Annotated in this window: 23 protein-coding genes and 1 tRNA gene; 16 read left to right on the forward strand and 8 right to left on the reverse strand. The window is 64.5% G+C overall.

Features of this window, described 5'->3' with window-relative positions:
* Positions 1–8: 8 nt before the first annotated feature.
* The 8 genes from LOM8899_RS04125 (at position 9) to LOM8899_RS04160 (ending at position 8,470) form a co-directional block, all read left to right on the forward strand.
* Positions 9–770 (forward strand): SDR family NAD(P)-dependent oxidoreductase, encoded by a 762-nt coding sequence (locus tag LOM8899_RS04125; RefSeq protein WP_093990854.1) that lies wholly within the window; start codon positions 9–11, stop codon positions 768–770.
* Positions 767–1,657: a 2-dehydro-3-deoxygalactonokinase gene (locus LOM8899_RS04130; RefSeq protein WP_093990855.1), complete on the forward strand. Its 891-nt coding sequence runs from the start codon at positions 767–769 to the stop codon at positions 1,655–1,657. Before LOM8899_RS04125 ends, LOM8899_RS04130 begins: the two co-directional genes overlap by 4 nt.
* The gene (locus tag LOM8899_RS04135; protein WP_093990856.1) at positions 1,654–2,265 is read left to right on the forward strand and encodes a 2-dehydro-3-deoxy-6-phosphogalactonate aldolase; all 612 of its coding nucleotides are present in this window, start codon (positions 1,654–1,656) and stop codon (positions 2,263–2,265) included. Before LOM8899_RS04130 ends, LOM8899_RS04135 begins: the two co-directional genes overlap by 4 nt.
* Complete coding sequence (locus LOM8899_RS04140) at positions 2,262–3,104, forward strand: SMP-30/gluconolactonase/LRE family protein (RefSeq protein WP_093990857.1); 843 nt, start codon at positions 2,262–2,264, stop codon at positions 3,102–3,104. The genes LOM8899_RS04135 and LOM8899_RS04140 overlap by 4 nt, the downstream gene beginning before the upstream one ends.
* A 12-nt stretch (positions 3,105–3,116) precedes the next feature.
* Positions 3,117–5,018 carry a beta-galactosidase gene (locus LOM8899_RS04145; protein ID WP_093990858.1) on the forward strand — a complete coding sequence of 634 codons (1,902 nt, stop codon included), beginning with the start codon at positions 3,117–3,119 and terminating at the stop codon, positions 5,016–5,018.
* Complete coding sequence (locus LOM8899_RS04150) at positions 5,015–5,962, forward strand: aldose epimerase family protein (RefSeq protein WP_093990859.1); 948 nt, start codon at positions 5,015–5,017, stop codon at positions 5,960–5,962. The genes LOM8899_RS04145 and LOM8899_RS04150 overlap by 4 nt, the downstream gene beginning before the upstream one ends.
* A gap of 88 nt (positions 5,963–6,050) precedes the next feature.
* Positions 6,051–7,454: a cytochrome ubiquinol oxidase subunit I gene (locus LOM8899_RS04155; protein ID WP_093990860.1), complete on the forward strand. Its 1,404-nt coding sequence runs from the start codon at positions 6,051–6,053 to the stop codon at positions 7,452–7,454.
* 5 nt (positions 7,455–7,459) lie between these two features.
* The gene (locus LOM8899_RS04160; protein ID WP_093990861.1) at positions 7,460–8,470 is read left to right on the forward strand and encodes a cytochrome d ubiquinol oxidase subunit II; all 1,011 of its coding nucleotides are present in this window, start codon (positions 7,460–7,462) and stop codon (positions 8,468–8,470) included.
* A 54-nt stretch (positions 8,471–8,524) separates the two neighbouring features.
* Here LOM8899_RS04160 and LOM8899_RS04165 read toward each other — a convergent pair whose 3' ends face one another.
* Together LOM8899_RS04165 and LOM8899_RS04170 are read right to left on the reverse strand one after the other, a co-directional pair.
* Positions 8,525–8,839: a Dabb family protein gene (locus LOM8899_RS04165; RefSeq protein WP_093990862.1), complete on the reverse strand. Its 315-nt coding sequence runs from the start codon at positions 8,837–8,839 to the stop codon at positions 8,525–8,527.
* The gene (locus LOM8899_RS04170) at positions 8,836–10,032 is read right to left on the reverse strand and encodes a glycerate kinase type-2 family protein (RefSeq protein ID WP_093991410.1); all 1,197 of its coding nucleotides are present in this window, start codon (positions 10,030–10,032) and stop codon (positions 8,836–8,838) included. Before LOM8899_RS04170 ends, LOM8899_RS04165 begins: the two co-directional genes overlap by 4 nt.
* A 242-nt stretch (positions 10,033–10,274) precedes the next feature.
* Here LOM8899_RS04170 and LOM8899_RS04175 point away from each other — a divergent pair.
* Positions 10,275–10,351: transfer RNA gene (locus LOM8899_RS04175), tRNA-Met, on the forward strand.
* Positions 10,352–10,372: 21 nt separating this feature from the next.
* On the opposite strand, the gene LOM8899_RS04180 is transcribed toward LOM8899_RS04175, so the two are convergent.
* Positions 10,373–10,777, reverse strand: a complete 405-nt coding sequence (locus tag LOM8899_RS04180; protein ID WP_093990863.1) for a hypothetical protein — start codon at positions 10,775–10,777, stop codon at positions 10,373–10,375.
* A gap of 142 nt (positions 10,778–10,919) precedes the next feature.
* Here LOM8899_RS04180 and LOM8899_RS04185 point away from each other — a divergent pair, with 142 nt between their 5' ends.
* Both LOM8899_RS04185 and LOM8899_RS04190 read left to right on the forward strand, forming a co-directional pair.
* The gene (locus LOM8899_RS04185) at positions 10,920–12,332 is read left to right on the forward strand and encodes an FAD-binding oxidoreductase (protein WP_093990864.1); all 1,413 of its coding nucleotides are present in this window, start codon (positions 10,920–10,922) and stop codon (positions 12,330–12,332) included.
* Between the two features lies 1 nt (position 12,333).
* Entirely contained in the window at positions 12,334–13,533 is a 1,200-nt protein-coding gene (locus LOM8899_RS04190) for an MFS transporter (RefSeq protein WP_093990865.1), read from the forward strand.
* Here the strand turns inward: LOM8899_RS04190 and hemC are convergent, their stop codons facing one another.
* Entirely contained in the window at positions 13,534–14,475 is a 942-nt protein-coding gene (gene hemC, locus LOM8899_RS04195; protein WP_093990866.1) for a hydroxymethylbilane synthase, read from the reverse strand.
* A 94-nt stretch (positions 14,476–14,569) separates the two neighbouring features.
* On the opposite strand from hemC, the gene hemE reads away from it, so the two are divergent.
* Positions 14,570–15,604, forward strand: a complete 1,035-nt coding sequence (hemE, locus tag LOM8899_RS04200) for a uroporphyrinogen decarboxylase (RefSeq protein ID WP_093990867.1) — start codon at positions 14,570–14,572, stop codon at positions 15,602–15,604.
* Positions 15,605–15,631: 27 nt separating this feature from the next.
* Positions 15,632–15,997, forward strand: a complete 366-nt coding sequence (locus LOM8899_RS04205) for a hypothetical protein (protein ID WP_093990868.1) — start codon at positions 15,632–15,634, stop codon at positions 15,995–15,997.
* Positions 15,998–16,127: 130 nt separating this feature from the next.
* Here the strand turns inward: LOM8899_RS04205 and hemF are convergent, their stop codons facing one another.
* Positions 16,128–16,994: an oxygen-dependent coproporphyrinogen oxidase gene (gene hemF / locus LOM8899_RS04210; protein WP_093990869.1), complete on the reverse strand. Its 867-nt coding sequence runs from the start codon at positions 16,992–16,994 to the stop codon at positions 16,128–16,130.
* A 114-nt stretch (positions 16,995–17,108) separates the two neighbouring features.
* Between hemF and LOM8899_RS04215 the strand changes: the two genes are divergently transcribed.
* Positions 17,109–17,492 (forward strand): hypothetical protein, encoded by a 384-nt coding sequence (locus tag LOM8899_RS04215; protein WP_093990870.1) that lies wholly within the window; start codon positions 17,109–17,111, stop codon positions 17,490–17,492.
* An 18-nt stretch (positions 17,493–17,510) separates the two neighbouring features.
* On the opposite strand, the gene LOM8899_RS04220 is transcribed toward LOM8899_RS04215, so the two are convergent.
* Genes LOM8899_RS04220 through clpS form a run of 3 tightly spaced genes read right to left on the reverse strand, consistent with a single transcriptional unit; the run spans position 17,511 to position 19,672 of the window.
* Complete coding sequence (locus LOM8899_RS04220) at positions 17,511–18,314, reverse strand: SDR family NAD(P)-dependent oxidoreductase (RefSeq protein WP_093990871.1); 804 nt, start codon at positions 18,312–18,314, stop codon at positions 17,511–17,513.
* A gap of 17 nt (positions 18,315–18,331) precedes the next feature.
* Positions 18,332–19,309 carry a class I SAM-dependent methyltransferase gene (locus tag LOM8899_RS04225; RefSeq protein ID WP_093990872.1) on the reverse strand — a complete coding sequence of 326 codons (978 nt, stop codon included), beginning with the start codon at positions 19,307–19,309 and terminating at the stop codon, positions 18,332–18,334.
* A gap of 24 nt (positions 19,310–19,333) precedes the next feature.
* Positions 19,334–19,672 carry an ATP-dependent Clp protease adapter ClpS gene (gene clpS / locus LOM8899_RS04230; protein ID WP_093990873.1) on the reverse strand — a complete coding sequence of 113 codons (339 nt, stop codon included), beginning with the start codon at positions 19,670–19,672 and terminating at the stop codon, positions 19,334–19,336.
* Positions 19,673–19,759: 87 nt separating this feature from the next.
* Between clpS and LOM8899_RS04235 the strand changes: the two genes are divergently transcribed.
* Together LOM8899_RS04235 and LOM8899_RS04240 are read left to right on the forward strand one after the other, a co-directional pair.
* Positions 19,760–20,458 (forward strand): HAD family hydrolase, encoded by a 699-nt coding sequence (locus LOM8899_RS04235; protein WP_093990874.1) that lies wholly within the window; start codon positions 19,760–19,762, stop codon positions 20,456–20,458.
* A 242-nt stretch (positions 20,459–20,700) separates the two neighbouring features.
* Complete coding sequence (locus LOM8899_RS04240; protein ID WP_093990875.1) at positions 20,701–22,224, forward strand: D-alanyl-D-alanine carboxypeptidase family protein; 1,524 nt, start codon at positions 20,701–20,703, stop codon at positions 22,222–22,224.
* The last annotated feature ends 51 nt before the right edge of the window (positions 22,225–22,275 follow it).

Raw genomic sequence — 22,275 nt, forward strand, 5'->3', positions numbered from 1 at the left:
GGGCGAGGATGCATGCAACGTTTCATGATCTGAAGGGCGCGTCGGTGTTTATCACCGGCGGCGGCAGCGGCATCGGAGCAGCCCTGACCAAAGGCTTTCTCGAGCAGGGCGCAAAGGTCGCCTTCGTCGGGCGCAGCGACTACGCCGATTTCGCGGCCGAGCTGAGCGCGGCCACAGGAAATCCGCCGATGTTCCTCCAATGCGACGTAACCGACACCGCCGCGTTGCACGCTGCGATGGATCGCGCGGCAGAGGCGCACGGCCCGATCACCGTTCTGGTCAACAACGCCGCCAACGATCAGCGCATGGACGCGTCCACCGTGACCGAGCAGATGTGGCAAGAGATGATCGACGTGAACTTCAAGCATTATTTCTTTGCCGCCCAGAAGGCCGCCCAGACCATGCGCGAAACCGGCGGCAGCATCATCAACTACTCCTCGATCAGCTATATGATGGCCAGCACCGGAATGGCGCCCTACGTCGCCTCCAACGCCGGGATCACCGGGCTGACACGGGCGCTGGCCCGCGAATGGGGGCCGGTTGGCATCCGGGTCAATGCCATCGCGCCGGGCTGGGTGCTGACCCAAAAGCAGATCGACAAATGGGCAAGCAAAGAGGCGCTCGACGCGCATCTGGCTCGGCAATGCCTGCCCGACACGATCCAACCCGAGGACATGGTCGGCGGGACCCTCTTTCTGGCCTCAGCCGCCAGCCGAATGATGACAGGACAAGTGATGCCGATAGACGCAGGCGTGGTCGTGACAGGATGAGTATTTCACCGAACTGGATCGCCCTCGACTGGGGCACCACGCATCTTCGCGGCTGGGCCATGTCTGCGGGCAACACCGTGCTGGCCGAGGCGCACTCGGATCGCGGCATGGGCACTCTGACACCCTCTGAATTCCCCGCCGCCTTCGCCGAGTTGACCCGCGACTGGACCGCCGCACCTGCCATTGCCTGCGGCATGGTCGGCGCCCGGCAAGGTTGGATCGAGGCCGCCTATCAGGCCGTGCCCTGCACGCCCCTGCCGACCAGCTTTACCAAGGCTCCAACGAACGCCGCATCGGTCCACATCATCCCCGGCCTGTCGCAATCCAGCCCCGCCGATGTGATGCGGGGTGAAGAGACCCAGATCGCAGGCTTTTTGGCGCTAAATCCCGGCTGGGACGGCGTGCTCTGCATGCCCGGCACTCATACCAAATGGGTGCAGATCAGCGCAGGTGAGGTGGTCAGCTTTCAGACCTGCATGACAGGCGATCTCTTTGCCGCGATCTCGGGACATACCGTGCTCAAGCACTCGGTCGTTTCCGACGATTGGGACGACGCCGCCTTTGCAGAGGCGCTGTCCGACACCCTGTCGCGGCCGGAAAAGCTCGCCGCACGGCTCTTTGCCCTGCGTGCCGAAGGGCTTCTGCACGGGCTGGGCAACGCCACCGCCAAGGCGCGGCTGTCGGGCTTGCTGATCGGGGCCGAGCTCGCGGCGACAAAGCCCTACTGGCTCGGTCAGCAGATCGGCATCATCGGCGCAGGCCCGGTCGCCGACGCCTATGTCAAAGCCCTTGCCAGCCAAGGCGCACCCGCCACCGTTGCCGACGGCCCGCGCGTCACGCTCGCCGGGCTGACCGCCGCTTGGACGATATTGAAAGGCCAGCTATGACCCGCAATCTCATCGCGATCCTGAGGGGGATCACACCGCCAGAGGCGGTTGAAACCGCTGGCGCGTTGGTCGACGCCGGGATCACCCGGATCGAAGTGCCACTGAATTCGCCAGAGCCGTTCAAATCGATCGAAGCGATGGCCAAGGCACACCCCGCCGCGCAGATCGGGGCCGGCACCGTCCTGTCGCCCGACGACGTGTTGCGGGTGGCGAATGCGGGCGGCACGCTGATCGTCTCGCCCAACTGCGACCAGCGGGTGATCGTGGCCACCAAAAAGGCCGGGATGGACAGCTGGCCCGGCGTGATGACACCGTCGGAGTGCTTTCTGGCGCTGAAATCAGGGGCAGACGGGCTCAAGATCTTTCCCGCCTCGCTGATCGGCCCTGCCGGGATCAAGGCGATGCGGGCAGTGCTGCCCGAAGGCACTCAGGTCTATGCGGTCGGCGGCGCCGGCCCTGACAACTTCGGCGAGTGGATGGCGGCAAGCGCCGATGGCTTCGGCATCGGAACGGCGCTTTACACCCCCGGTCTCAGCGTGGCCGAAGTCGCCGAACGGGCCGCCAATATCGTGGCCGCCTATGATGCCGCTTTGGAGGGTCGCACATGATCTATGACGATACCGTTTGCCTGCTGGGCGAAGGCCCGCTCTGGCACCCCGAGCGGGGCGAGCTGTTCTGGTTTGACATCCTCGCCCGCCGCCTTCACCGCAAAGGGCAGCACTGGCAATTCGACGATCACGTCTCTGCCGCGGGCTGGGTCGACGCGGGCACCCTGCTCGTCGCCTCGTCCAAGGCGCTGCTGCGGTTCGACATCACCACCGGTGCCACTTCCGAGGTCTGCCCGCTGGAGGCGGATAACGACGGCACCCGCTCCAACGATGGCCGCGCCGACCCTTGGGGCGGGTTCTGGATCGGGACGATGGGTAAGACCGGCGCACCCGGTGCAGGCACGATCTATCGCTATTACAAGGGCGAGTTGCGGACACTCTACACCGAGATCAAGACACCCAACGCCATCTGCTTTGCCCCGGACCGCAGCGTCGCCTATTACACCGACACCGGCACCCAGCTGATCAAGGCCCAACCCCTCGACCCCGAAACCGGCTGGCCGGTCGGCGAGCCGTCGGTGCATATCGACCTGACCGGGACATCGCACAAACCCGACGGCGCCGTCACCGACGCCGCCGGCAACATATGGTGCGCCCAATGGGGCAGCGCGCGGGTGGCCTGCTACGGCACCGACGGCGGTTTTGTCGAGGCGGTATCGCTTCCGGCGGCCCAGACCACCTGCCCGGCCTTCGGCGGCCCGGATTTCAAGACCCTGCTCTGCACTTCGGCTGCCGCCGGGATATCGCAGAACGATCTCTCCGAGACCCCGACCAACGGGCAAACCTTCGCCGTGCAGGTCTCGGCCACTGGCAAGCCCGAACCGCGCGTTATTCTTTAGAAAGACCACTCCATGAACCCCACCCTTGGCGTCTGCTACTACCCCGAACATTGGCCCGAAGAGCAATGGGCCGAAGACGCCGCGCGGATGGTGCATACCGGGCTGACATGGGTGCGGATCGGTGAATTCGCTTGGGCGAGGATGGAGCCGGAGCCGGGCAAGTTCACCTGGGAATGGCTCGACAGGGCGATCGAGGTGCTCGGCAACGCCGGGCTCAAGGTCGTCCTCGGCACGCCCACCGCCACGCCGCCGCGCTGGATGATCGACAAGTATCCCGACATGCTCGCCGTCGATGCAGAGGGGCGGCCGCGTAAGTTCGGCTCGCGCCGGCACTATTGCTTCAGCCATCTCGGCTACCGCGAGGAATCGCGCCGGATCACCCGGCTGATGGCCGAACGCTATGGCAAGAACCCGCATGTGCAGGCGTGGCAGACCGACAACGAATACAGCTGCCACGACACCACGCTTAGCTATTCCGACGCCGCGCGCACCGGGTTTCAGGACTGGCTGGCGCAGAAATACCAATCCCCCGATGCCCTGAACCGGGCTTGGGGCAATGTGTTCTGGTCTATGGACTACGACGATTTCCGGCAGATCGACCTGCCAAACCTGACGGTGACAGAGCCGAACCACCCGCACCAACTGGCTTTCCGGCGATACTCGTCGGATCAGGTGGTGGCGTTCAACCGCGCACAGGTGGACGAGATCCGCAAACACTCCGACGCACCGATCAGCCACAACTATATGGGCCGGGTCACCGATTTCGATCACTTCAAGGTCGGGGCCGACCTCGATATCGCGGCATGGGACAGCTATCCGCTCGGCTTTCTGCTCGACCGGATCGAAGGCGACGATGCGTTCAAGGCGAGGTTTCTCAAGCAGGGTCACCCCGACAACCAAGCCTTCCACCATGACCTCTATCGTGCCGTTGGCCGGGGCCGATGGTGGATCATGGAGCAACAGCCCGGCCCGGTGAACTGGGCGCCCTACAACCCGGCGCCCCTGCCCGGCATGTGCCGGCTTTGGGCGTGGGAAGCCTTTGCCCACGGCGCGGAAGCGGTCTGCTACTTCCGCTGGCGGCAGGCGCCCTTTGCCCAAGAACAGATGCACGCGGGCCTCTTGCGCCCAGACAGCCAACCTGCGCCCGCCCTGGCCGAGGCAGCCCAAGTGGCCGAGGAAGTCGCGGCGCTCGGTCGGCTGGAGCCGCAAAAGGCAGATGTCGCCCTGATCTTTGATTACGAAAGCGATTGGGCATGGCAAATCCAGCCGCAGGGGGCAGATTTCGGATTCTTCCGCTTGGCCTTTGACGCCTATCGGGCCTGCCGCCGGGCCGGACTCAATGTCGACATACTGCCACCGGACGCAGCCGACCTCAGCGACTACGCCGTGGTCCTGGCCCCCGGCCTGATGACCCTGTCGGATCCGCTGCGCGCCGCCCTCGCCGCCTACAAAGGCATCGCTCTGATCGGGCCACGCACGGATACCAAGACCGACGAGCTGTCGATCCCGGACCCCCTCGGCCCCAATATCCCCGGTCTGGACGTCTCCGTCGCCCTGACCGAAAGCCTGCCGCCGATCGTGACCGAACCGTTGGAGGGCGGCGGCGAGTTCCGGCACTGGTTCGAGCATTTCGAAGGCTCCGCCCCCGTCTTGCGCCGCACGGCGGCAGGGCAACCCGCGATCATGGGAACCAAGCATCTGCGGACCCTCGCCGGATGGCCTTGCCCCGAGACGTTCTTTGGCCTGATCCGCGATCTGGCGACAGAGGCCGGGTTGACGCCGATGGATCTGCCCGAAGGGCTGCGGCTGCGGGATACCGCCAGCCACCGCTTCGTGTTCAACTACGCGCCCGAGGCGCAGGAGTGGCAGGGCACCACGATCCCCGCCGCCGGTGTGCATTGGCAAGCGCGATGACCCCGTTTGGAACAACTCGGGACGGCGAGACGGTGCACCGGATCGTCCTGTCCGGCGGCGGGCTGACGGTAGGTCTGCTCACCCTCGGCGCGATTGTGCAATCGGTGCGGCTGGAAGGGGTGGAGCACGACCTGACCATCGGCTCGACCGACCTTGCCGATTACGAGACGTCGATGGGCTATCACGGGGCGATTGTCGGCCCGGTGGCCAACAGGCTGCGGCAGGCGCAAGCGCCTATTGGCGGGGTCATGCACCATTTTGACGCCAATCAGGACGGCACCCATGCCCTGCACGGCGGCAAGGACGGCACCCATGCCAAGCTCTGGACGGTGGCCGATCACGGGCCGGTCCACGCCACGCTGACTCTGGACCTGGCTGCCGGAGACGGCGGTTATCCGGGCAACAGGCACATCCGGGCGACATTCCGGCTCTTGCCGGACGCGACGCTTCAGCTGGAGATCACCGGGACGACCGATGCGCCGACGCTGATGAACCTCGCCAACCACAGCTACTGGACGCTCGATGGCGGGCCGACATGGGCCGGGCACGACATCCGGGTGGCTGCCGACCATTACCTTCCCATCGACGACGCGGTGTTGCCGACAGGCGAAATTGCTCTTGTCGAAGGGACACCATTCGATCTTCGGCGGACCGTCTCGATCTCGCCGGGCAATCCGGCGGTCGATCACAATTTCTGCCTGTCGGTCAGCAAGCAATCGCTGCGCGACGTGCTCTGGCTCAACGGCTCGTCAGGGGTGAGCATGACGGTGGCGACCACAGAGCCGGGGGTGCAGGTCTTTGATGGGCGACCCGGCTACAGGGCATTGGCGATCGAGGCGCAGGGCTGGCCTGATGCCCCCAATGTCGCGGCATTTCCGTCTGTCGAGGTGACACCGGATGTGCCTTACAGCCAGACGACGCAATGGCGGTTCAGCACTGGCTAAACTGTCGCGCGATCTGCTGTCGCACCCCATTTTCAGGGGGGGATGAGGCGCTATCTAAGGGTCAACACTCACTCTAGGAGTACCCCTTATGGACGCCCTCATTCTGTCGCGCATCCAATTTGCGGCAAACATTTCGTTTCACATCCTGTTCCCCACGATCACCATCGCCTTGGGCTGGGTGCTGCTGTTTTTCCGGGTGCGCTTCAACATCACCAAGGACGAACGCTGGCTCGAAGCCTACCGCTTCTGGGTCAAGGTCTTTGCCCTGTCCTTTGCTATGGGTGTCGTGTCCGGCATCACCATGTCGTTCCAATTCGGCACCAACTGGCCCGGTTTCATGGAAACCGTCGGCAACATCGCTGGGCCGCTTCTGGCCTATGAGGTGATGACCGCGTTCTTCCTCGAGGCGGTCTTCCTCGGGATCATGCTGTTCGGGGCCAGCCGGGTTTCGGCACGGGTGCATACGACGGCCACGTTCCTCGTGGCCTTCGGCACCACCATGTCGGCCTTCTGGATCATCGTTCTGAATTCGTGGATGCACACGCCGCAAGGGTTCGAGATGATCGACGGCGTGGCCCATGCCACCGATTGGTGGGCGATCGTGTTCAACCCCTCGATGCCCTACCGGTTTGCTCACATGATGCTGGCCAGCTTCCTGACCGTCAGCTTCCTGATCGCGGGTGTCTCCGCCTTCCGCTGGCTGATCGGCGGGCGCACCGAAGGCGTGCGGGTGGCGCTCAAGACGGCCGTCTTTGGCGCGGCCATGCTGATCCCTGTGCAAATCTTTGTCGGTGACATGCACGGCCTGAACACGCTGGAATACCAGCCGCAAAAGGTCGCTGCGATGGAAGGCAACTGGGAGACGGACACAAACGTCCCGCTTCTGCTGTTCGCCATCCCGAACGAAGAGTTGCGCGAGAACACGTTCGAGATCGGCATTCCGAACCTCGCCTCGCTAATCCTGACCCACCACGCCGATGGCGAAGTGCCTGGCCTGAACGATTTCGTCGCCGACGACGGCACCGCCTTGCACCCGCGTGTGGCACCCGTGTTCTGGAGCTTCCGGGTCATGGTCGCCACCGGCATGCTGATGCTGGCGGTCAGCTGGGGCGCGTCCGCGCTCATGCTGCGGCGCAATGCGGACCGGACAGGTCGGCGGGGCGTCGAAGGGCTGCCGAAACCGGTTCTCTACGGGCTCGTCGCGATGTCCTTCTCGGGCTGGCTGGCCACGCTCGCGGGCTGGTACACGACCGAGATCGGACGGCAGCCGTGGCTTGTCCAAGGTGTCATGACCACCAAGCAAGCGGTCGCCGACGTGCCGGCCGGCATGGTCGCCTCGACGCTGATCGCCTACCTCGTGGTCTATGCCCTGCTGCTGGCGGCCTATATCGCGGTGATCTTCTACCTCGCCCGCAAGGCCGCAAAGGGTGAACCGATCGGACCGAACGTCCCGCAGTCGACCAAGGCTGCTGTCACAGTCGCAGCGGAGTAACGGCGATGAACACCTTTGGAGATCCAACCGTCTGGCTGCCGTTCGTCTTTGCCGCACTGATGGGGTTGTCGATCCTGATCTATGTGATCCTCGACGGCTTCGACCTCGGCGTCGGGGTGCTCTTCCCCTTCGCCAACGAGGCGGAACGGGACCGGATGGTCTCGGCCATCGGCCCGTTCTGGGATGCCAACGAAACTTGGCTGGTGCTGGCGGTGGGGATTCTGCTGGTGGCCTTTCCGGCCGCCCACGGCGCGATCCTCACCGCGCTCTATCTACCTGTGGCGATTATGCTCGTCGGACTGATCCTGCGCGGCGTGGCCTTCGAATTCCGGGTCAAGGCACCGACACCGTGGAAAGCGACGTGGAACCGGGCGTTCTTCGTCGGCTCCCTGATGACCTCGCTCAGCCAAGGCTTCATGCTCGGCATGTATGTGATGGGCCTGACATGGACCTTGCCGCATGTGGGCTTTGCCCTGCTCACAGCCGTTTTCCTGACGGTCGGCTACAGCTTCATTGGGGCGACATGGGTCATCCACAAGACCGAAGGCGACCTCCAGCGCAAGGCGGTGGACTGGGCCAAGGGCGGAATCTGGGGGCTGGTGCTGGGCATCGGCGCGATTTCGGCGGCGACGCCCTATGTCAGCGACCGGATTTTTGGCAAATGGTTCACATGGCCCGAAGCGCTCTACCTCTCGCCACTGCCGATCCTGTCGGGCGTCCTCGTGGTCAGCCTGTGGCTGATGCTGCGGCGGATGCCCTTTGCGGAGGACCGCTATAGCTGGGCGCCCTTTGCCGCGGCAACCGGCCTCTGGGGGCTGGCGTTCGGCGGCATGGCCTACAGCTTCTACCCCTACGTGGTGCCAGAGCGTCTGACGATCTACGAAGCAGCAAGCGCGCCCGAAAGCCTGTTCATCATCCTGATCGGGACCTGCATCGTGCTGCCGACGATCCTCGGCTACACGATCCTGTCCTATTCGATCTTTCGCGGCAAAGCGACGGAATTGCGGTACGACTGACGGCGGAGGGGCACAGGCCCCTGCCGTCGGCGGCTCATTAGCCTCGAGCAACGCTTATCCCGGCACCTCGAGGTCAAACACCATCAGTCCGGCAACACCGCCGTCACACAGGGCAACCAGCCGAGCACCGGCGGCCTTGTGCTCCGGATGGGCGTCATAGGCCGCCAGTGCGGCGCGATCCCTGAACCGGGCCACAAAGCCCCAGGTATAGCCCTTGCTCAGCCCCTCGTAATCGCGGTTCGGGCCGGATTCGAAGCTCAGCATACCGTCGATCGTGCCCTGCAATCCGGCAAGCGCGTCCATCACCGCGCGGCGCTCGTCCGGGTCGGCGCTGTTCGGGATCGCGCCGTAGACGCAATGCAGGATCACCGGGCAGCCTCCTTCGGATGGATCAGGATCGCCCGGAAATCATTGACGTTGGTCAGGGTCGGACCCGTGACCACCTGATCGCCGATCCCGGCAAAGTAGCCGTGGGCATCGTTCCGGGCGAGCGCATCGGCCGCGGTCGGACCCTTGGTCAGGGTGCCGGGTCCGATCACCGCACCGGCCACTTCGGCCGCGCCGTCGACACCGTCAGTATCACAGGCCAGCGCGTGAATGCCGGGCGCTCCCTGCAAGGCGATGGCCAGCGCCAAGGCGTATTCGGCGTTGGGACCGCCGACACCGTCGCCCCGACGGGTCACGGTCAACTCGCCCCCGGACAAGAGCAGAACCGGCGGCGCATCGGCGGCAAGCGTGGCTTGGAGCTTTAGGGCTTCGGAGGCGTGAGCGGCGGCCACCTCGCGGGCCTCGCCCTCGATCGCGTCGCCCAACAGGCGCACGTCGCACCCCGCGGCGCGGCCCATCACGGCGGCGGCGGCCAGCGATTGCGACGGGGCAGAGATCACCCGGTTCTCGACCCGGCTCAGTTTCAGATCGTCCGGAGCGACAGGATTGCCGCCCGCCTCCAGAAATGCCCGGATCGCGGCGGGCGGTTCGACCTGCCATTGCGCCAGACAGGCCAACGCACGGGCGGCGTCGCCCGCGTATCCGACAGTGGGGCCGCTTGCGATGTCACCGGGCGAATCGCCGGGCACGTCCGAGATCATCAAGGCGACCATGCGCGCGGGATAGGCGGCCACGGCCAAACGTCCACCTTTGACGGCGGACAATTCCTTGCGAATGCCGTTGATGTCGCCAATCGGCGCCCCGCTGGCCAAGAGGCTTTGGGTCAGCGCCTGTTTTTCTGCCAATGTGATGCCGGCGGCCGGGCAGGTCAGCAAAGCCGAGCCACCGCCCGAGATCAGCGCAAGGACCATGTCGCCTTCTTTGAGAGTGCCGAGCAGGGCCAACATGCGCCGCGTCGCTTCCGCCCCCGCCGCGTCGGGCACGGGATGTGCCGCCTCGACGATCTCGATCCCTTCGCAGGGCCGGGCATAGCCATAACGGGTGATGACAAGCCCCTCGCAAGGCCCCCAGACGGATTCGACGGCTTCGGCCATCCGGGCCGAGGCCTTGCCCGCGCCGATCACGACGACGCGCCCCTCCGGGCGGGGCGGCAGATGCGAGGGAATCACCCGCATCGGATCGGCCACCGCAACGGCGCGATCGAACAGGGCGCGCAACAGCGCTTCGGGGTCGGCGGGGTCAGGGGCGGGTGGGTCTATGTCAGGAAGGTCCAAAACCGATAGGTCCTTTGTCCAGCGGCCAAATCACAGCGGCCAATCGGGGCCAGCATGCACCCGATCCCCACGGCATTCCAGCCAAGACCGCGATTTGGGTTTGACACGGGCGAGCGGGCAAAGTATCGGGACCTCCGTTGCATGGCGTGATAGCTCAGTTGGTTAGAGCACAGCACTCATAATGCTGGGGTCGGCGGTTCAAGTCCGCCTCACGCTACCACGCAACCCTTTCGGCCCAAGATCAGCGTTCCGCCCTGCGATAGGTTTGCAACCGCATCGTGCGGGTACCGTCCGGGTGTTTGTAGAACTGGATGACCGACAGGAGCGACCCGTCGTCGCTGGCCCGGCGAAACGCATACGACACCTCCTGCCCCGCCTGATAGGCACGGCTCTCGAGCAGGGTCTTTCCCTTGCGATGGAAGGACGCTTTGATGCCCTCTTCGCCCGCCGGGCGGATCGCACCATCGGCGACACCCTTGAAATCGATCAGATGCGGGGTGCCGTCCGCCTCGACCCACTCGATCTGGAAATGGATCTCGTCGCCGGTCTGGGTGATGACATATCGGCCCGACTTGGGCGGCTTGCCCTCGTCATAGTGCGAAAGTTCGGGAACAAGCTCCCAACTGCCTTCATAAGCATACTGCATGGATCGTCGTTTTCCTGCGGTCAAACTGTGTTGGCCACAGTATCGTCCGGCAAAGGCCGAATGACCACGTCTTTCCCTGACCACACGGCTTTCCATGGTCCGAAGAATGGGGCAAAATCGGCCAACGCCAGGAGACCCCGCCATGACCAATCACCTTGACGCGCTGCGTGACATCGTCGGCGCCGCCAATATCGCGACAGGATCCGATTGCGACAAATGGAACCACGACTGGATGGGCGATTACCACTTCAGCCCTCTTGCGGTTGTCCGCCCGGCCAATACCGACGAAGTGTCGCGGGTGATGCAACTGGCCCACGAGGTCGGGCTTCCGGTTGTGCCGGTCTCCGGCAATACCGGGCTCGCCGGCGGCACCTATGCGGACGGGGCGGTGATGCTCTCGCTCGACCGGATGAACACGATCCGAGAGATCAGGGCCGAGAGCCGTATCGCCATCGTCGAAGCCGGGGTGATTCTCTATGCGCTCAGCACTGCCGCGCAGGACCATGGCCTGCTGTTTCCGATGACCTTCGGGGCGCGGGGATCGGCGATGATCGGCGGGATACTCTCCACCAATGCAGGTGGGTCGAACGTGCTGCGCTACGGCAATACCCGGGATCTGTGCATGGGCGTCGAGGTCGTGTTGGCCGACGGCCGGGTTATGGACCTGATGAGCGAGCTGCACAAGGACAACTCCGGGCTCAACCTGCGCAATCTGGTGATCGGGGCCGAAGGCACTCTGGGGATCATCACCGCAGCGGTGATGAAGCTCGCTCCGCAGCCGCTCGCCTACGCCACCGCAATGCTTGCGGTACCGCATCTGTCGGATGCGGTGGGGCTGCTGAACCAACTGCAAAAGATCACCGGCGGAGCGGTTTCGGCGTTCGAATACATGCCGAAAAGCTACATCAGCAGGTATCTGGCGACGATTGCGGGGGCGAAACCGCCGTTCGAGGGCAGCCACGACGTGAACATCCTCGTCGAAGTCGGCGCCACTGCTCCGCGCGACGCCACGCCGCAGGACGATGGGTCGGTGCCGATCGTGTCCCTGCTGGAAACCGAACTGGCCAGAATGCTCGAAATCGGCACTCTGCGCGACGCGGTGATTGCCCAGAACGACGCCCAACGGGCCGAGATGTGGGCCCGCCGCGAAGCCGCAGCCGAGGTCACGAGCGCGCAGCAGCCGATGATCAACAACGATGTCTGTGTCGGCATCGACAAGGTCGAAACCTTCCTGACGACTGCCATCGCCCGAATCCAAGCCATCGACCCAGAGGCAACGGACACCTGCGTCAGTCATCTGGGCGACGGCAACGTGCATTACATCATCTTCCCGTCCAGCGCCGATCCCGAATTGCGTGACAAGCTGGTCGAAACGGTCGAGGACGTGGTGCAAAGCCTTGGCGGTAGCTTCTCGGCCGAACACGGGATCGGGCTGTCCAAGCTGCCGTCGATGCGGCGGCGCAAGGACCCGGTGGCACTGGACGTCATGCGCGCGATCAAAGCCGCGCTCGACCCCAAGGGCATCCTCAATCCGGGGAAGGTGATCCCTCGGTAACATGCAGAACATCGCACTGATCTGGCGCGATCCGACCCTGAGGATGCTGGGGTTGGCGACCCTGATTTTCGGGTCGCTTGTGGCGTCCTTCTCGCCCTACGTCTCGCTACTCGGCATCCAGTTCTTCGGATTGTCGGACGGCGGCTACGCGCTGGTTCTGACCGGGTCGCTGTTGGTGTCGGTGACGGCCTCGGTCATCGTCGGGATCGTCACCGACCAGCGACCCGCCCGCAAGGCGATGGCGGCCGTCGCGGCGCTGTCATCCATCGCGGGGCTGGTGCTTGTCACTATCGCGCCCTCGACACTCACCTTCGTATTCGCGCATCTGCTCTTCCTGCCGCTGGGCTCCACGCTGCTGGGGCAGATCTTCGCCATCGCCCGGTTGCACACCGCCGAGATGGCAGAGGCGGATCGGGATGGGGTGACGGCGGTCATACGCGCGCTGTTTGCCGTCCCCTTTGCGCTGCTCCTGCCGCTCTGGGGGATGGCCTTCAACGCCGAAGTGTCGCTGCTGGTGCTCTATCCGACGACCCTCGCCATGGCGGTGGCGCTGCTGGCAATGGTGCTCTGGATCTGGCCATCAGACGGCGCCGCCCCCTGGACGGAACAGAAATCCGGCTTGGGGTTCTTTGCCTCGCTGGCCGAGGTGGCCAACGGACCCATCTCGCTCCGACTTCTGGCGATGGGGGCGGTGCATTCCGGTTCGACTCTGATGGCAGTCCTGCTGGCGTTGGTCTTCACCGAAACGGCCGGACGGGGTTCGGGAGATGCGGCGATCTTCTTTGGCGCCTTCGTGGCGCTGGAAATTTGCGTGATGCTGAGCGTCGGCGTGCTGGTGCGGCGCTACCGGCGGCTGCATATCATCGCTGCCGGTGCGGCCAACTATGCGCTCTTCATGGGGCTGTTTCCGGGGCTCGCGCCAACCGGATTTGTCTGGCTCCTGATCCTGCCCGTCTCGGTGGGGGGCGGGCTCATCTACAGCCTGTCGATCAGCTACCTGCAAGACCTGCTGGGCGCGCGCGCCGGGGCCGGAGCATCGCTGGTGGCCCTGCAACGTATGGTGTCGGAGGGCCTCGCCGCGGCGATCTTTGCCCTTGGCGCAGTTCTGGGCGGCTATGATGTCGCGGCATACATTGGGGCCGTGACCATCCTGATCGGCACAGCGGCGCTGTTGTTGCTCGACGACGGCCCGCGGCGCTGATCAGGCGTCGAAGAATCCCGGCCCGGCCTGCTTGAGCAATCCAGACGCCAGTGCTGTGCCAAGTGCGGCACCGTCCTCTACCGGCGCGTCGGCGGCATCGGCCAGAACACGGCTGCCATCGGTGCGCAGGATTTCGCCGCGCAAATGGAGGGTGCCACCCTCCAGCACCGCGAGGCCGCCAATCGGCGTCTCGCAAGACCCGTCCAATGCGCTCAGAAACGCCCGCTCTGCGGCGAGGCGTTGCCCTGTCGGCCCATCATGGATGGCGGCCAGCATATCCGCCGTGGCGGTATCGTCGATGCGGCGCTCGATCCCGATCGCGCCCTGCGCAACAGCGGGCAGCATCTCGTCCACCTCGATCGGGCGGCGCGGCACATCCGTCATGTTCAGGCGGTTCAGCCCTGCCATCGCCAGAAAGGTCGCGCTGGCCACGCCATCGGCCAGCTTGCGCAGACGGGTCTGCACATTGCCGCGGAACTCGACGACGTTCAGATCCGGGCGACGATGCAGCAGCTGCGCCCTCCGGCGCAGGCTGGACGTGCCGACCGTGGCGCCTTCGGGCAGATCGGTGATGCCGCCCTCGCCCAAGGATACGAACGCGTCGCGAACATCCTCACGGGGAAGGTAAGTGTTCAGGATCAGACCAGCGGGCTGCTCCACCGGCATGTCCTTCATCGAATGGACGGCAATATGGATCGACCCGTCCAACAGCGCCTCTTCGATCTCGCGGGTGAACAGCCCCTTGCCGCCGATTTCCTTCAGCGCCCGGTCCTGAATCATATCGCCGGTGACCTTGATCACGACGATTTCAAACGCATCCTCGGGTAGATCGAACGCGGCCATGAGCCGCGAGCGGGTCTCGTGGGCCTGGGCCAGTGCCAAGGGAGAACCACGGGTGCCGATACGCAGCGGAGAAGCGGGGGAAGGAAGTGATTTGCTCATGTTGGCCCCGTTCTAGAACTGTAAACAATACTTGACAACTCCCTTGACAAGGCCCGCGCCAGTTGGGACGACGAGGGCCAAGACAGGAGCAGACATGTCCGAGCAAAAAACCATCCTTCGCGCCCTCGCGGGCGAAACGCTGCCCACCCCTCCGATCTGGATGATGCGGCAGGCAGGGCGCTACCTGCCCGAGTACAAGGCCACCCGCGCCGAAGCCGGAGACTTCCTGTCGCTGTGCTACAATTCCGATCTGGCCGCAGAGGTCACCTTGCAGCCGATCCGGCGGTATGGATTCGACGCAGCCATCCTGTTTGCCGACATCCTACTGCTGCCACAGGCGCTTGGGGCGGACCTCTGGTTCGTCACGGGCGAAGGGCCGCGACTCTCGACGATCACCGACGCGGGCGGTCTGGCCAAGCTGAAACCGGCTGACGCCGTTCACGACCACCTCGCCCCGATCTACGAAACGGTGCGGATCCTGCGGCGCGAGCTGCCCACCGAGACGACGCTGATCGGCTTTGCCGGTGCGCCGTGGACAGTGGCTACCTATATGATCGCCGGACAAGGCACGCCCGATCAAGGGCCCGCACATCTGCTCAAGGCCGAAGACAAGTCGACGTTCGAAGGGATCATCGACCTGCTGACCGATGCCACCATCGAATATCTCTCCATGCAGGTCGACGCCGGTGCCGAAGTGGTCAAGTTGTTCGACAGCTGGGCCGGATCGCTCAAGGGCGATGATTTCACCAACTACTCGTTGAAACCGATGCAAAAGATCACCGCCGCACTCAAGGAGCGGCACCCGGGGCTACCGGTGATCGCGTTCCCAAGAAGCGCGGGGGAAGGCTACGTCGGTGCGCATGACGCCACCGGAGCCGACTGCATCGCGCTCGATGACGGCGTCACCGCCGAATGGGCCGCCACCAACGTGCAAACCGGCGGCTGCGTGCAGGGCAACCTCGCCTCCTCGCACATGGTCACCGGCGGCGCGGAACTGGTCGAGGAAACCCGGCGGATCGTGCAGGCATTTTCCAACGGACCGCACATTTTCAACCTCGGCCACGGGATAACGCCAGATGCCGACCCCGAAAATGTCACATTGATGATCGAGACTGTGCGCGGCGGCTGATCCGCCAACGCAGTTTCGGAGCCGATCATGGGCATTTTCAAAGCAGTGCTAAAGGGCGTCGGCGGGCTTTCTCTGGTGTGCAGCCTTGCACTCTCCTTTGCGCCCGCGACAGCCAGCGAAGAGGCCGTGCTCGGTGCAGATGCCCCGCGACTACAGATCGTCCAGCGCAGACTGGCCATCGGGCTGCGGGATTTCGCGCCTCCGTCCGTGCTCAGCCTGCTGGCACAATCAGCCAAGATCACCGATCAACAGCTGGCCGACGGGCTGGACGCCGTCATTAACCCCGACCAAAGCAACGCAGTTCCCGACGAGGTCGCGGCAGCACAAACTGCAGCACCCGCCCCTGACAGTAGCATACGGGCGGGCGGCGCACTCTTCGTCAAAGCGGACTAGGCCCGCTTCTCGGGGTCAAAAATATCCCGGGGGGCCGAAGGCGGGGGCAGCGCCCCCTCGACGGTCCCGCTTGACACGGACGGTCGGCGCGAAGCGCGAGCCTGCCCTGCAGATCACCCCAAGACGTCGCTCAAACCCACTTCGCCAGAGGCGGCAGACTCATCAATACCGCATTTGCATCGTGGCCGGTCTCCAACCCGAACTTCGTGCCGCGATCATAGACGAGGTTGTATTCGGCATAGAGCCCGCGATGGATCAACTGGGTGTCCTTGTCGGCATCGGTCCATTCGGTGCCGCGACGCTTCTCCACAAGAGGCACATAGGCGGGCAGGAACGCGCGACCGATATCTTGGGTCAGGGCGAAGTCGGCCTGCCAATTGCCGGTGCAGTGATCATCCATGAAGATGCCGCCGACGCCACGGGCACGCTTGCGATGGGGAATGTAGAAATACTCGTCGGCCCATGCCTTCAACTTGGGATAATGCTCGGCACCATGGGGGGCCAGATGGGCCTCTTGCGTGGCATGGAAATGGGCCGTGTCCTCGTCATATTCGATGCAAGGGTTCAGATCCGAACCGCCGCCGAACCACCATGCGCCCGGGGTCCAGAACATTCGGGTGTTCATGTGGACAGCGGGGGCGTGCGGGTTCTGCATATGGGCCACCAGTGAAATGCCGGACGCCCAGAACCGCGGATCCTCTGCCATGCCGGGAACACCCCGGGCGGCCATCGCCTTTTGGGCGCGGTCGCCGAGGGTGCCGTAGACGGTCGAGATGTTGACGCCCACCTTCTCGAAGACGCGGCCACCGCGCATCACCGACATCAGGCCACCGCCGGCATCCGAGCCGTCGTCGGAGGCGCGGGACGTTTCCGTCACCTCGAAACGGCCGGCCGGCCCATTGCCCGGCTGGCTGTCCTCCAGCGCCTCGAAGGCCGCCACGATCTGATCGCGCAATTCGCGAAACCACGCCGAAGCCGTGGCTTTTTCCGTCTCCATCCCCGTCGTCGTCACGCTGGCGCATCCCTTGCTATTGCTTATCACTTGGACCTAGCATTCTTTTCACGGGTCCACCAAGGGCACCATGACCCAAATCAAACTTCGGAGTCCGCTATGCGTCGCACCCTGCTCATTCTTCCACTCCTCGTCGCGGCCTGCGCCACACCACGCGAACAATGCATCAGCGATGTCACCCGCGAATTGCGGGTCATGACCGGCCTGGTCAACGAGACCCAGGCGAATATCCAGCGCGGCTATGCCGTCGCGGAAACCCAGGAGGTGCAGACGATCCGCAGCACCTGCACCGGAACAAACGACGACGGCAGCAGCTTTACCTTCCCGTGCGAGGAAACCCGGACAATCGACCGGCAGGTCCCCGTCGCCATCGACCTGAACGCCGAACAGGCGAAACTGGCATCGCTGCAAGAGCGGCAGGCCCAGCTACAGCGTGCGGCGGACGCGGCGGTTCAGCAATGCGTGGCCATTCACCCTGAATGATCGGGCGCGGACAGGCCGCTAATGGGCATCCACCGATGCGGGGTCGAGCAATGTTCGGCCCCCGTCGACCGTAATGATCTGCCCGGTCACGAAGCCGGAGGAATCCGAGGCCAGATATTGCACCGCGTCCGAGACTTCGCCGGGGCTGGCAATCCGGCCCAGCGGGGTGTGTGACAGGATTTCCTTGCGCAGCCCCTCCTGCTCCTTGAGAGCGCCCTTCAGGCTTGCGCTCATCACGCTGCCGAAGGCGACGGCGTTCACCCGTATGCGCTTTGGGGCCAGCGCCACAGCGAGGGCGCGGGTCATCTGGTCCGAGGCGGCGGAGCTGATCGAATAGGCCAGCAGCGACGGATGGGCACGGGTCGCGGCGATCGACGACAGATTGATGATCGACCCGATGGAGCCCTCTTCCTGTCCTTCCGACTGCTTGATCATCCGCTTGGCCGTCGCCTTGCTGAGCATCAGCGCGGTGAGCATGTTCTGCTGCAACAGCTGCGCCACCGAATCGTCGTCCGGGTCGAGCGGATCCGTGGTCATCACCTGACGGGAGGCATTGACCAGAATATCGATCCGGTCAAAGGCGTCATGGGTCAGCGACAGCAGATTGGTGATCGTCAGCTTTTCGCGCAGATCTCCCGCAAACAGGCGGACCGGACCCTCATCGCTGGCCAACTGGCCGACCTCGCGCTCCAACGCGGCCTCGTCCCGGTCGACAAAGACGACATTCGCACCCTGATCGACGAAGTGGCGGGCAATCGCAAGGCCAACACCATGGGCCGCGCCCGTCACAATCGCAGTCTTGCCGGAAATCGAAAAGGACATGAGGTTCTCCTAGGGGATCACGCTTTTTTCGGTCGGATCGCGCAGAACACTTTGAACGCAGAATCTCCACCCGCCTCGTCCACACGGACAAAGGCTTCACGCAGGTGGGCCTCATAGGGCAAATGTCGGTTGGCAACAAGCCAGAGCTGCCCTCCGGGGACCAGCATCGCGGCCGCCGCTGTGATGAAGGCGCGGCCGAGGCTGGGGTCCGCGGCGCGGCCCGTGTGAAACGGCGGGTTGGTGACGATGGCACCGTATTTCGCTTCTGGGGTGAACTGGGTGGCGTCGGCCCAATGGAAATGGGCGCGCGGGTCGGTGATGTTCTGGCGGGCACAGTCCAGCGCCAGCGCCTCGGCCTCGACCAGATCGAGATGGGTCACGCCCTCACGCTTGAGGATCGCGGCAGAGAGATAGCCCCACCCCGCGCCCAGATCGGCCACGCGAGACGGCAGCTTGCCCGGCAAGGCGTCGGCGAGCAGGGCGGAGCCGCGATCGATCGCGCCGTCCGAGAACACGCCCGGCTGGGTGACAAAGCCCTCCGGCCCGGCACTTGGCGGCGGCGCGGCCCAATCGGACAAATCCACGCCCTCGGTCTTGAACCAGAACAGGCGGCCGTGGGATTTGGTGATGCTCGGCAAATCGCCCAAGCGTTTGCGCAGATCGCGCCACAGGCTATCGACACCGTCGGTCTTCTGGCCGTCGACCACGACGACCGGGGCCTTGGTCACCGCCTCGGCCAGCATCGCGCGGGCCAGGGCCTTGGCACGGGGCACCACCACGATCACCAGATCGGAGGGGGTGAGCTCCTTGGACACGGCATAGCCCATCGTCTCCCAATAGGAGACGTCGGGCGCAAAGCTGTGGACGATATCAGCCTGGTCAGGCGACAAGGCGGCAAGATCATAGGCCAGAGGCGGGCGCATCACGACAGCCTTGCCCGCAGGTGCGGTCAGCAGTCCGTCGTCAAAGGCGGTTGTCAAACGGGATGTGGACATCAGGGCAGAGCGCGAACCGCGCCCCTACTCCTTTTCCATTGTGCATTGCAGCGGATGCTGGTGACGCTGGGCGAAATCCATGACCAAGGCAACCTTGGTCTCGGCGATCTCGTGGCTGAACACGCCGACCACGGCGATTCCCTTCTTGTGAACGGTCAGCATGATCTCGAAGGCCTGCGCATGGGTCATGCCAAAGAACCGCTCCAGAACGTGGACGACAAACTCCATCGGAGTGTAATCGTCGTTCAGGATCAGCACCTTATAGAGCGGGGGACGCTTTGTCTTGGTGCGCGTTTCAAGCTTGACGCCAACGTCCCCGTCGTCTCCATCCTTGTCTGCCATCATGTAGAAATCTCTGAGCATGGGCGTCCATGTGTTTCCGAAGGGATTAGAGGCTTATATAAGGCACTTAGCCCACATGAAAAGGCGCAATTCCAGAGGAGAGACAAGTTGGGGCAGAGATATCGGTGGACAATCGGTTTCGACGCCGACGACACGTTGTGGCACAACGAACGGTTCTTCCAACTGACGCAGGCGCGGTTCGCCGAGTTGCTGGCCGACTTCACCGATCCCGACGCTCTGTCCGAGACTCTGATGGCCGCCGAGCGGCGCAACCTCGGGCGCTACGGCTTCGGGGTCAAAGGCTTCGTGCTGTCGATGATCGAAACCGCCATCGACGTCACCGACGCCAAGGTTCCGGCCACGGTCATCGCGGAGCTGATCCGGGCCGGGCAGGACATGCTCGAACACCCGATCGAACTCCTTCCGCACGCCGCCGAGGCGATCGGCGCATTGGCTCCAGAGGCCGAGATCGTGCTGATCACCAAGGGAGACCTGTTGGACCAGGAACGCAAGCTGGCGCAATCCGGCCTCGGCGACCTTTTCGACGCGGTCGAGATCGTCAGCGACAAGACCCCGGATGTCTACGCCCGGATCTTCGCCCGGCACGGCGCGACAGCCGCGATGATGGTCGGCAATTCGATGCGTTCCGACGTGTTGCCGGCAATCGAGGCAGGCGGTTGGGGCGTGCATGTACCGCACGATCTGACATGGGCCTATGAGCACGCCGAGGCGCCGTCGACCCACCCGCGATTCCGCGAAATCGAGTCTCTCGCAGCCCTTCCGGAACTTGTGGCAGCGCTGCCCTAGTCTCGCCACAATCCCGCCACAATGCCCTATCTTGCGGCCACTATTTCGCCATCCCCTACATTTCGGGCAACCGGACGAGCATCGCACTGAAAGTAACTGAATTTAGGGTATTTTCGGAATTGCTCGGTCGTGTTAGCTTTGCTGCAAATCATAAGGCACCCGGAAAACCGGGGCCATGAGGCAGTAAAAGGGTGAGCGACGTGGCTAGTCGTCTGGGACAGACGGCCCGTATCGGGCTATTGATGATCTTTGTGCTGTGTGCTGGTGCTCTTGCGCCGACAGTCGGCAAAACCGCACCCTACGCCGCTATGGTGATGGACGCCCGGACCGGCGAGGTTCTGCATTCGCGCAACGCCGACACCCGGTTGCATCCGGCCTCGCTCACCAAGATGATGACGATCTACATCGCATTTCAGGCGATCCAGCGGGGCGAGATCAGCCTCGATACCGAAGTCACGATCACCTCCGCCGCCTCCAGCGAACCGCCCTCCAAGCTCGGGCTGCGCACCGGCCAGACGATCCGTCTGCGCTATCTGATCCGGGCCGCGGCGGTGAAGTCCGCCAATGACGCCGCAACCGCCATCGGGATCGCCATCGGCGGCTCCGAAGAGGCTTTCGCCGCCCGGATGAACGCCACCGCACAGGCGATGGGCATGACGAGCACCACGTTTCGCAACATGCACGGCCTCACGGAATCGGGGCACATGTCCACGGCACGGGATATGAGCGTGCTGGGTCGGCATATCATCTACGACTATCCGCAGTATTATAACCTGTTCTCGCGGCGCTCCGCCGATGCGGGCATTGCACAGGTGAACAACACCAACCGGCGCTTCCTCGACAGCTACGAAGGGGCCGACGGGATCAAGACCGGCTTCACCAACGCGGCCGGGTACAACCTCGTCGCCTCGGCGCAGCGCGGTCAGGTGCGGATCATCGCGACGGTCTTCGGCGGCACCTCCACGGCCAACCGGAATGCCCGGGTGGCCGAACTGCTCGACATGGGCTTTGCGCGGGCGCCGGGGCGCGCAACGGTCAGGGCGCCCGCGCTGCCGGCCTACCGGTCCACGCCCGCGCCGGCCCCCACGCAAACGGCAGAGCCTGAATTGGTCGCTGGGAACCAGAACCCGCCCACCGCCGTCGCCCGAACGATCAGGGTCAGCGGTCAGGTGCAAAGCAGCATCAGGCCAGAGGCGCGGCCTTCCGGCGAAGAGCCGGTCCTCGTCGCGGCGGCGACCGAGGCCATCGACGACGCATTGGCGCTGGCGCTCGCCGCGCCCGCGGAAGTGGCCGAAACTGCCACGGAGGTCGCCGAGGCAGCGACAGACGTCATCGAAGAGGCCCTGCCGGAAACGGCCGCAGCCGTGCAACTGGCCTCGGCCTCCGAACTCGCGCCCGCCACCATCGAGACGTTGCCGGAGGTTCGCCCCGCCGAGATCATCATGACAGCGGCAGACATCGCGCCGGCCAATACCGTCCCGACGGCCGAACCCGAGGTCGTCACCCGGATTTCGACCTCAGGCGGGCGGCATTGGGGGATCAACGTCGGGCGCTACGGTTCTCGCTACGAGGCCGAGCGGACACTGATCCAGGTCGCCCTCTCCGAGCCATCGGCACTCGACGGCGCGCTGCGGCGCATCCTGCAAAGGTCCGGTGGGTTCGATGCCAATTTCATGGGGCTCACCCGCGAAGGCGCGGATCTGGCCTGCCGCAGGCTTCAGGCACGGGGCACCACCTGCTTCATGATCGGCACCGACGAAAGCTGACAAAAACGACAACTGACACAGGCGAGGGGCCGGGTTCCGATAACCGCGGCC

Origin of the sequence: Flavimaricola marinus, assembly GCF_900184895.1 — a bacterium.
Classification (GTDB): domain Bacteria; phylum Pseudomonadota; class Alphaproteobacteria; order Rhodobacterales; family Rhodobacteraceae; genus Flavimaricola; species Flavimaricola marinus.

Coding starts and splice junctions, on each gene's coding strand:
- LOM8899_RS04125 (WP_093990854.1), top strand. CDS start 9: ATGCATGCAACGTTTCATGATCTGAAGGGCGCGTCGGTGTTTATCACC.
- LOM8899_RS04130 (WP_093990855.1), top strand. CDS start 767: ATGAGTATTTCACCGAACTGGATCGCCCTCGACTGGGGCACCACGCAT.
- LOM8899_RS04135 (WP_093990856.1), top strand. CDS start 1,654: ATGACCCGCAATCTCATCGCGATCCTGAGGGGGATCACACCGCCAGAG.
- LOM8899_RS04140 (WP_093990857.1), top strand. CDS start 2,262: ATGATCTATGACGATACCGTTTGCCTGCTGGGCGAAGGCCCGCTCTGG.
- LOM8899_RS04145 (WP_093990858.1), top strand. CDS start 3,117: ATGAACCCCACCCTTGGCGTCTGCTACTACCCCGAACATTGGCCCGAA.
- LOM8899_RS04150 (WP_093990859.1), top strand. CDS start 5,015: ATGACCCCGTTTGGAACAACTCGGGACGGCGAGACGGTGCACCGGATC.
- LOM8899_RS04155 (WP_093990860.1), top strand. CDS start 6,051: ATGGACGCCCTCATTCTGTCGCGCATCCAATTTGCGGCAAACATTTCG.
- LOM8899_RS04160 (WP_093990861.1), top strand. CDS start 7,460: ATGAACACCTTTGGAGATCCAACCGTCTGGCTGCCGTTCGTCTTTGCC.
- LOM8899_RS04170 (WP_093991410.1), bottom strand. CDS start 10,032: ATGCGGGTGATTCCCTCGCATCTGCCGCCCCGCCCGGAGGGGCGCGTC.
- LOM8899_RS04180 (WP_093990863.1), bottom strand. CDS start 10,777: ATGCAGTATGCTTATGAAGGCAGTTGGGAGCTTGTTCCCGAACTTTCG.
- LOM8899_RS04185 (WP_093990864.1), top strand. CDS start 10,920: ATGACCAATCACCTTGACGCGCTGCGTGACATCGTCGGCGCCGCCAAT.
- LOM8899_RS04190 (WP_093990865.1), top strand. CDS start 12,334: ATGCAGAACATCGCACTGATCTGGCGCGATCCGACCCTGAGGATGCTG.
- hemC (WP_093990866.1), bottom strand. CDS start 14,475: ATGAGCAAATCACTTCCTTCCCCCGCTTCTCCGCTGCGTATCGGCACC.
- hemE (WP_093990867.1), top strand. CDS start 14,570: ATGTCCGAGCAAAAAACCATCCTTCGCGCCCTCGCGGGCGAAACGCTG.
- LOM8899_RS04205 (WP_093990868.1), top strand. CDS start 15,632: ATGGGCATTTTCAAAGCAGTGCTAAAGGGCGTCGGCGGGCTTTCTCTG.
- hemF (WP_093990869.1), bottom strand. CDS start 16,994: ATGGAGACGGAAAAAGCCACGGCTTCGGCGTGGTTTCGCGAATTGCGC.
- LOM8899_RS04215 (WP_093990870.1), top strand. CDS start 17,109: ATGCGTCGCACCCTGCTCATTCTTCCACTCCTCGTCGCGGCCTGCGCC.
- LOM8899_RS04220 (WP_093990871.1), bottom strand. CDS start 18,314: ATGTCCTTTTCGATTTCCGGCAAGACTGCGATTGTGACGGGCGCGGCC.
- LOM8899_RS04225 (WP_093990872.1), bottom strand. CDS start 19,309: ATGTCCACATCCCGTTTGACAACCGCCTTTGACGACGGACTGCTGACC.
- clpS (WP_093990873.1), bottom strand. CDS start 19,672: ATGCTCAGAGATTTCTACATGATGGCAGACAAGGATGGAGACGACGGG.
- LOM8899_RS04240 (WP_093990875.1), top strand. CDS start 20,701: ATGATCTTTGTGCTGTGTGCTGGTGCTCTTGCGCCGACAGTCGGCAAA.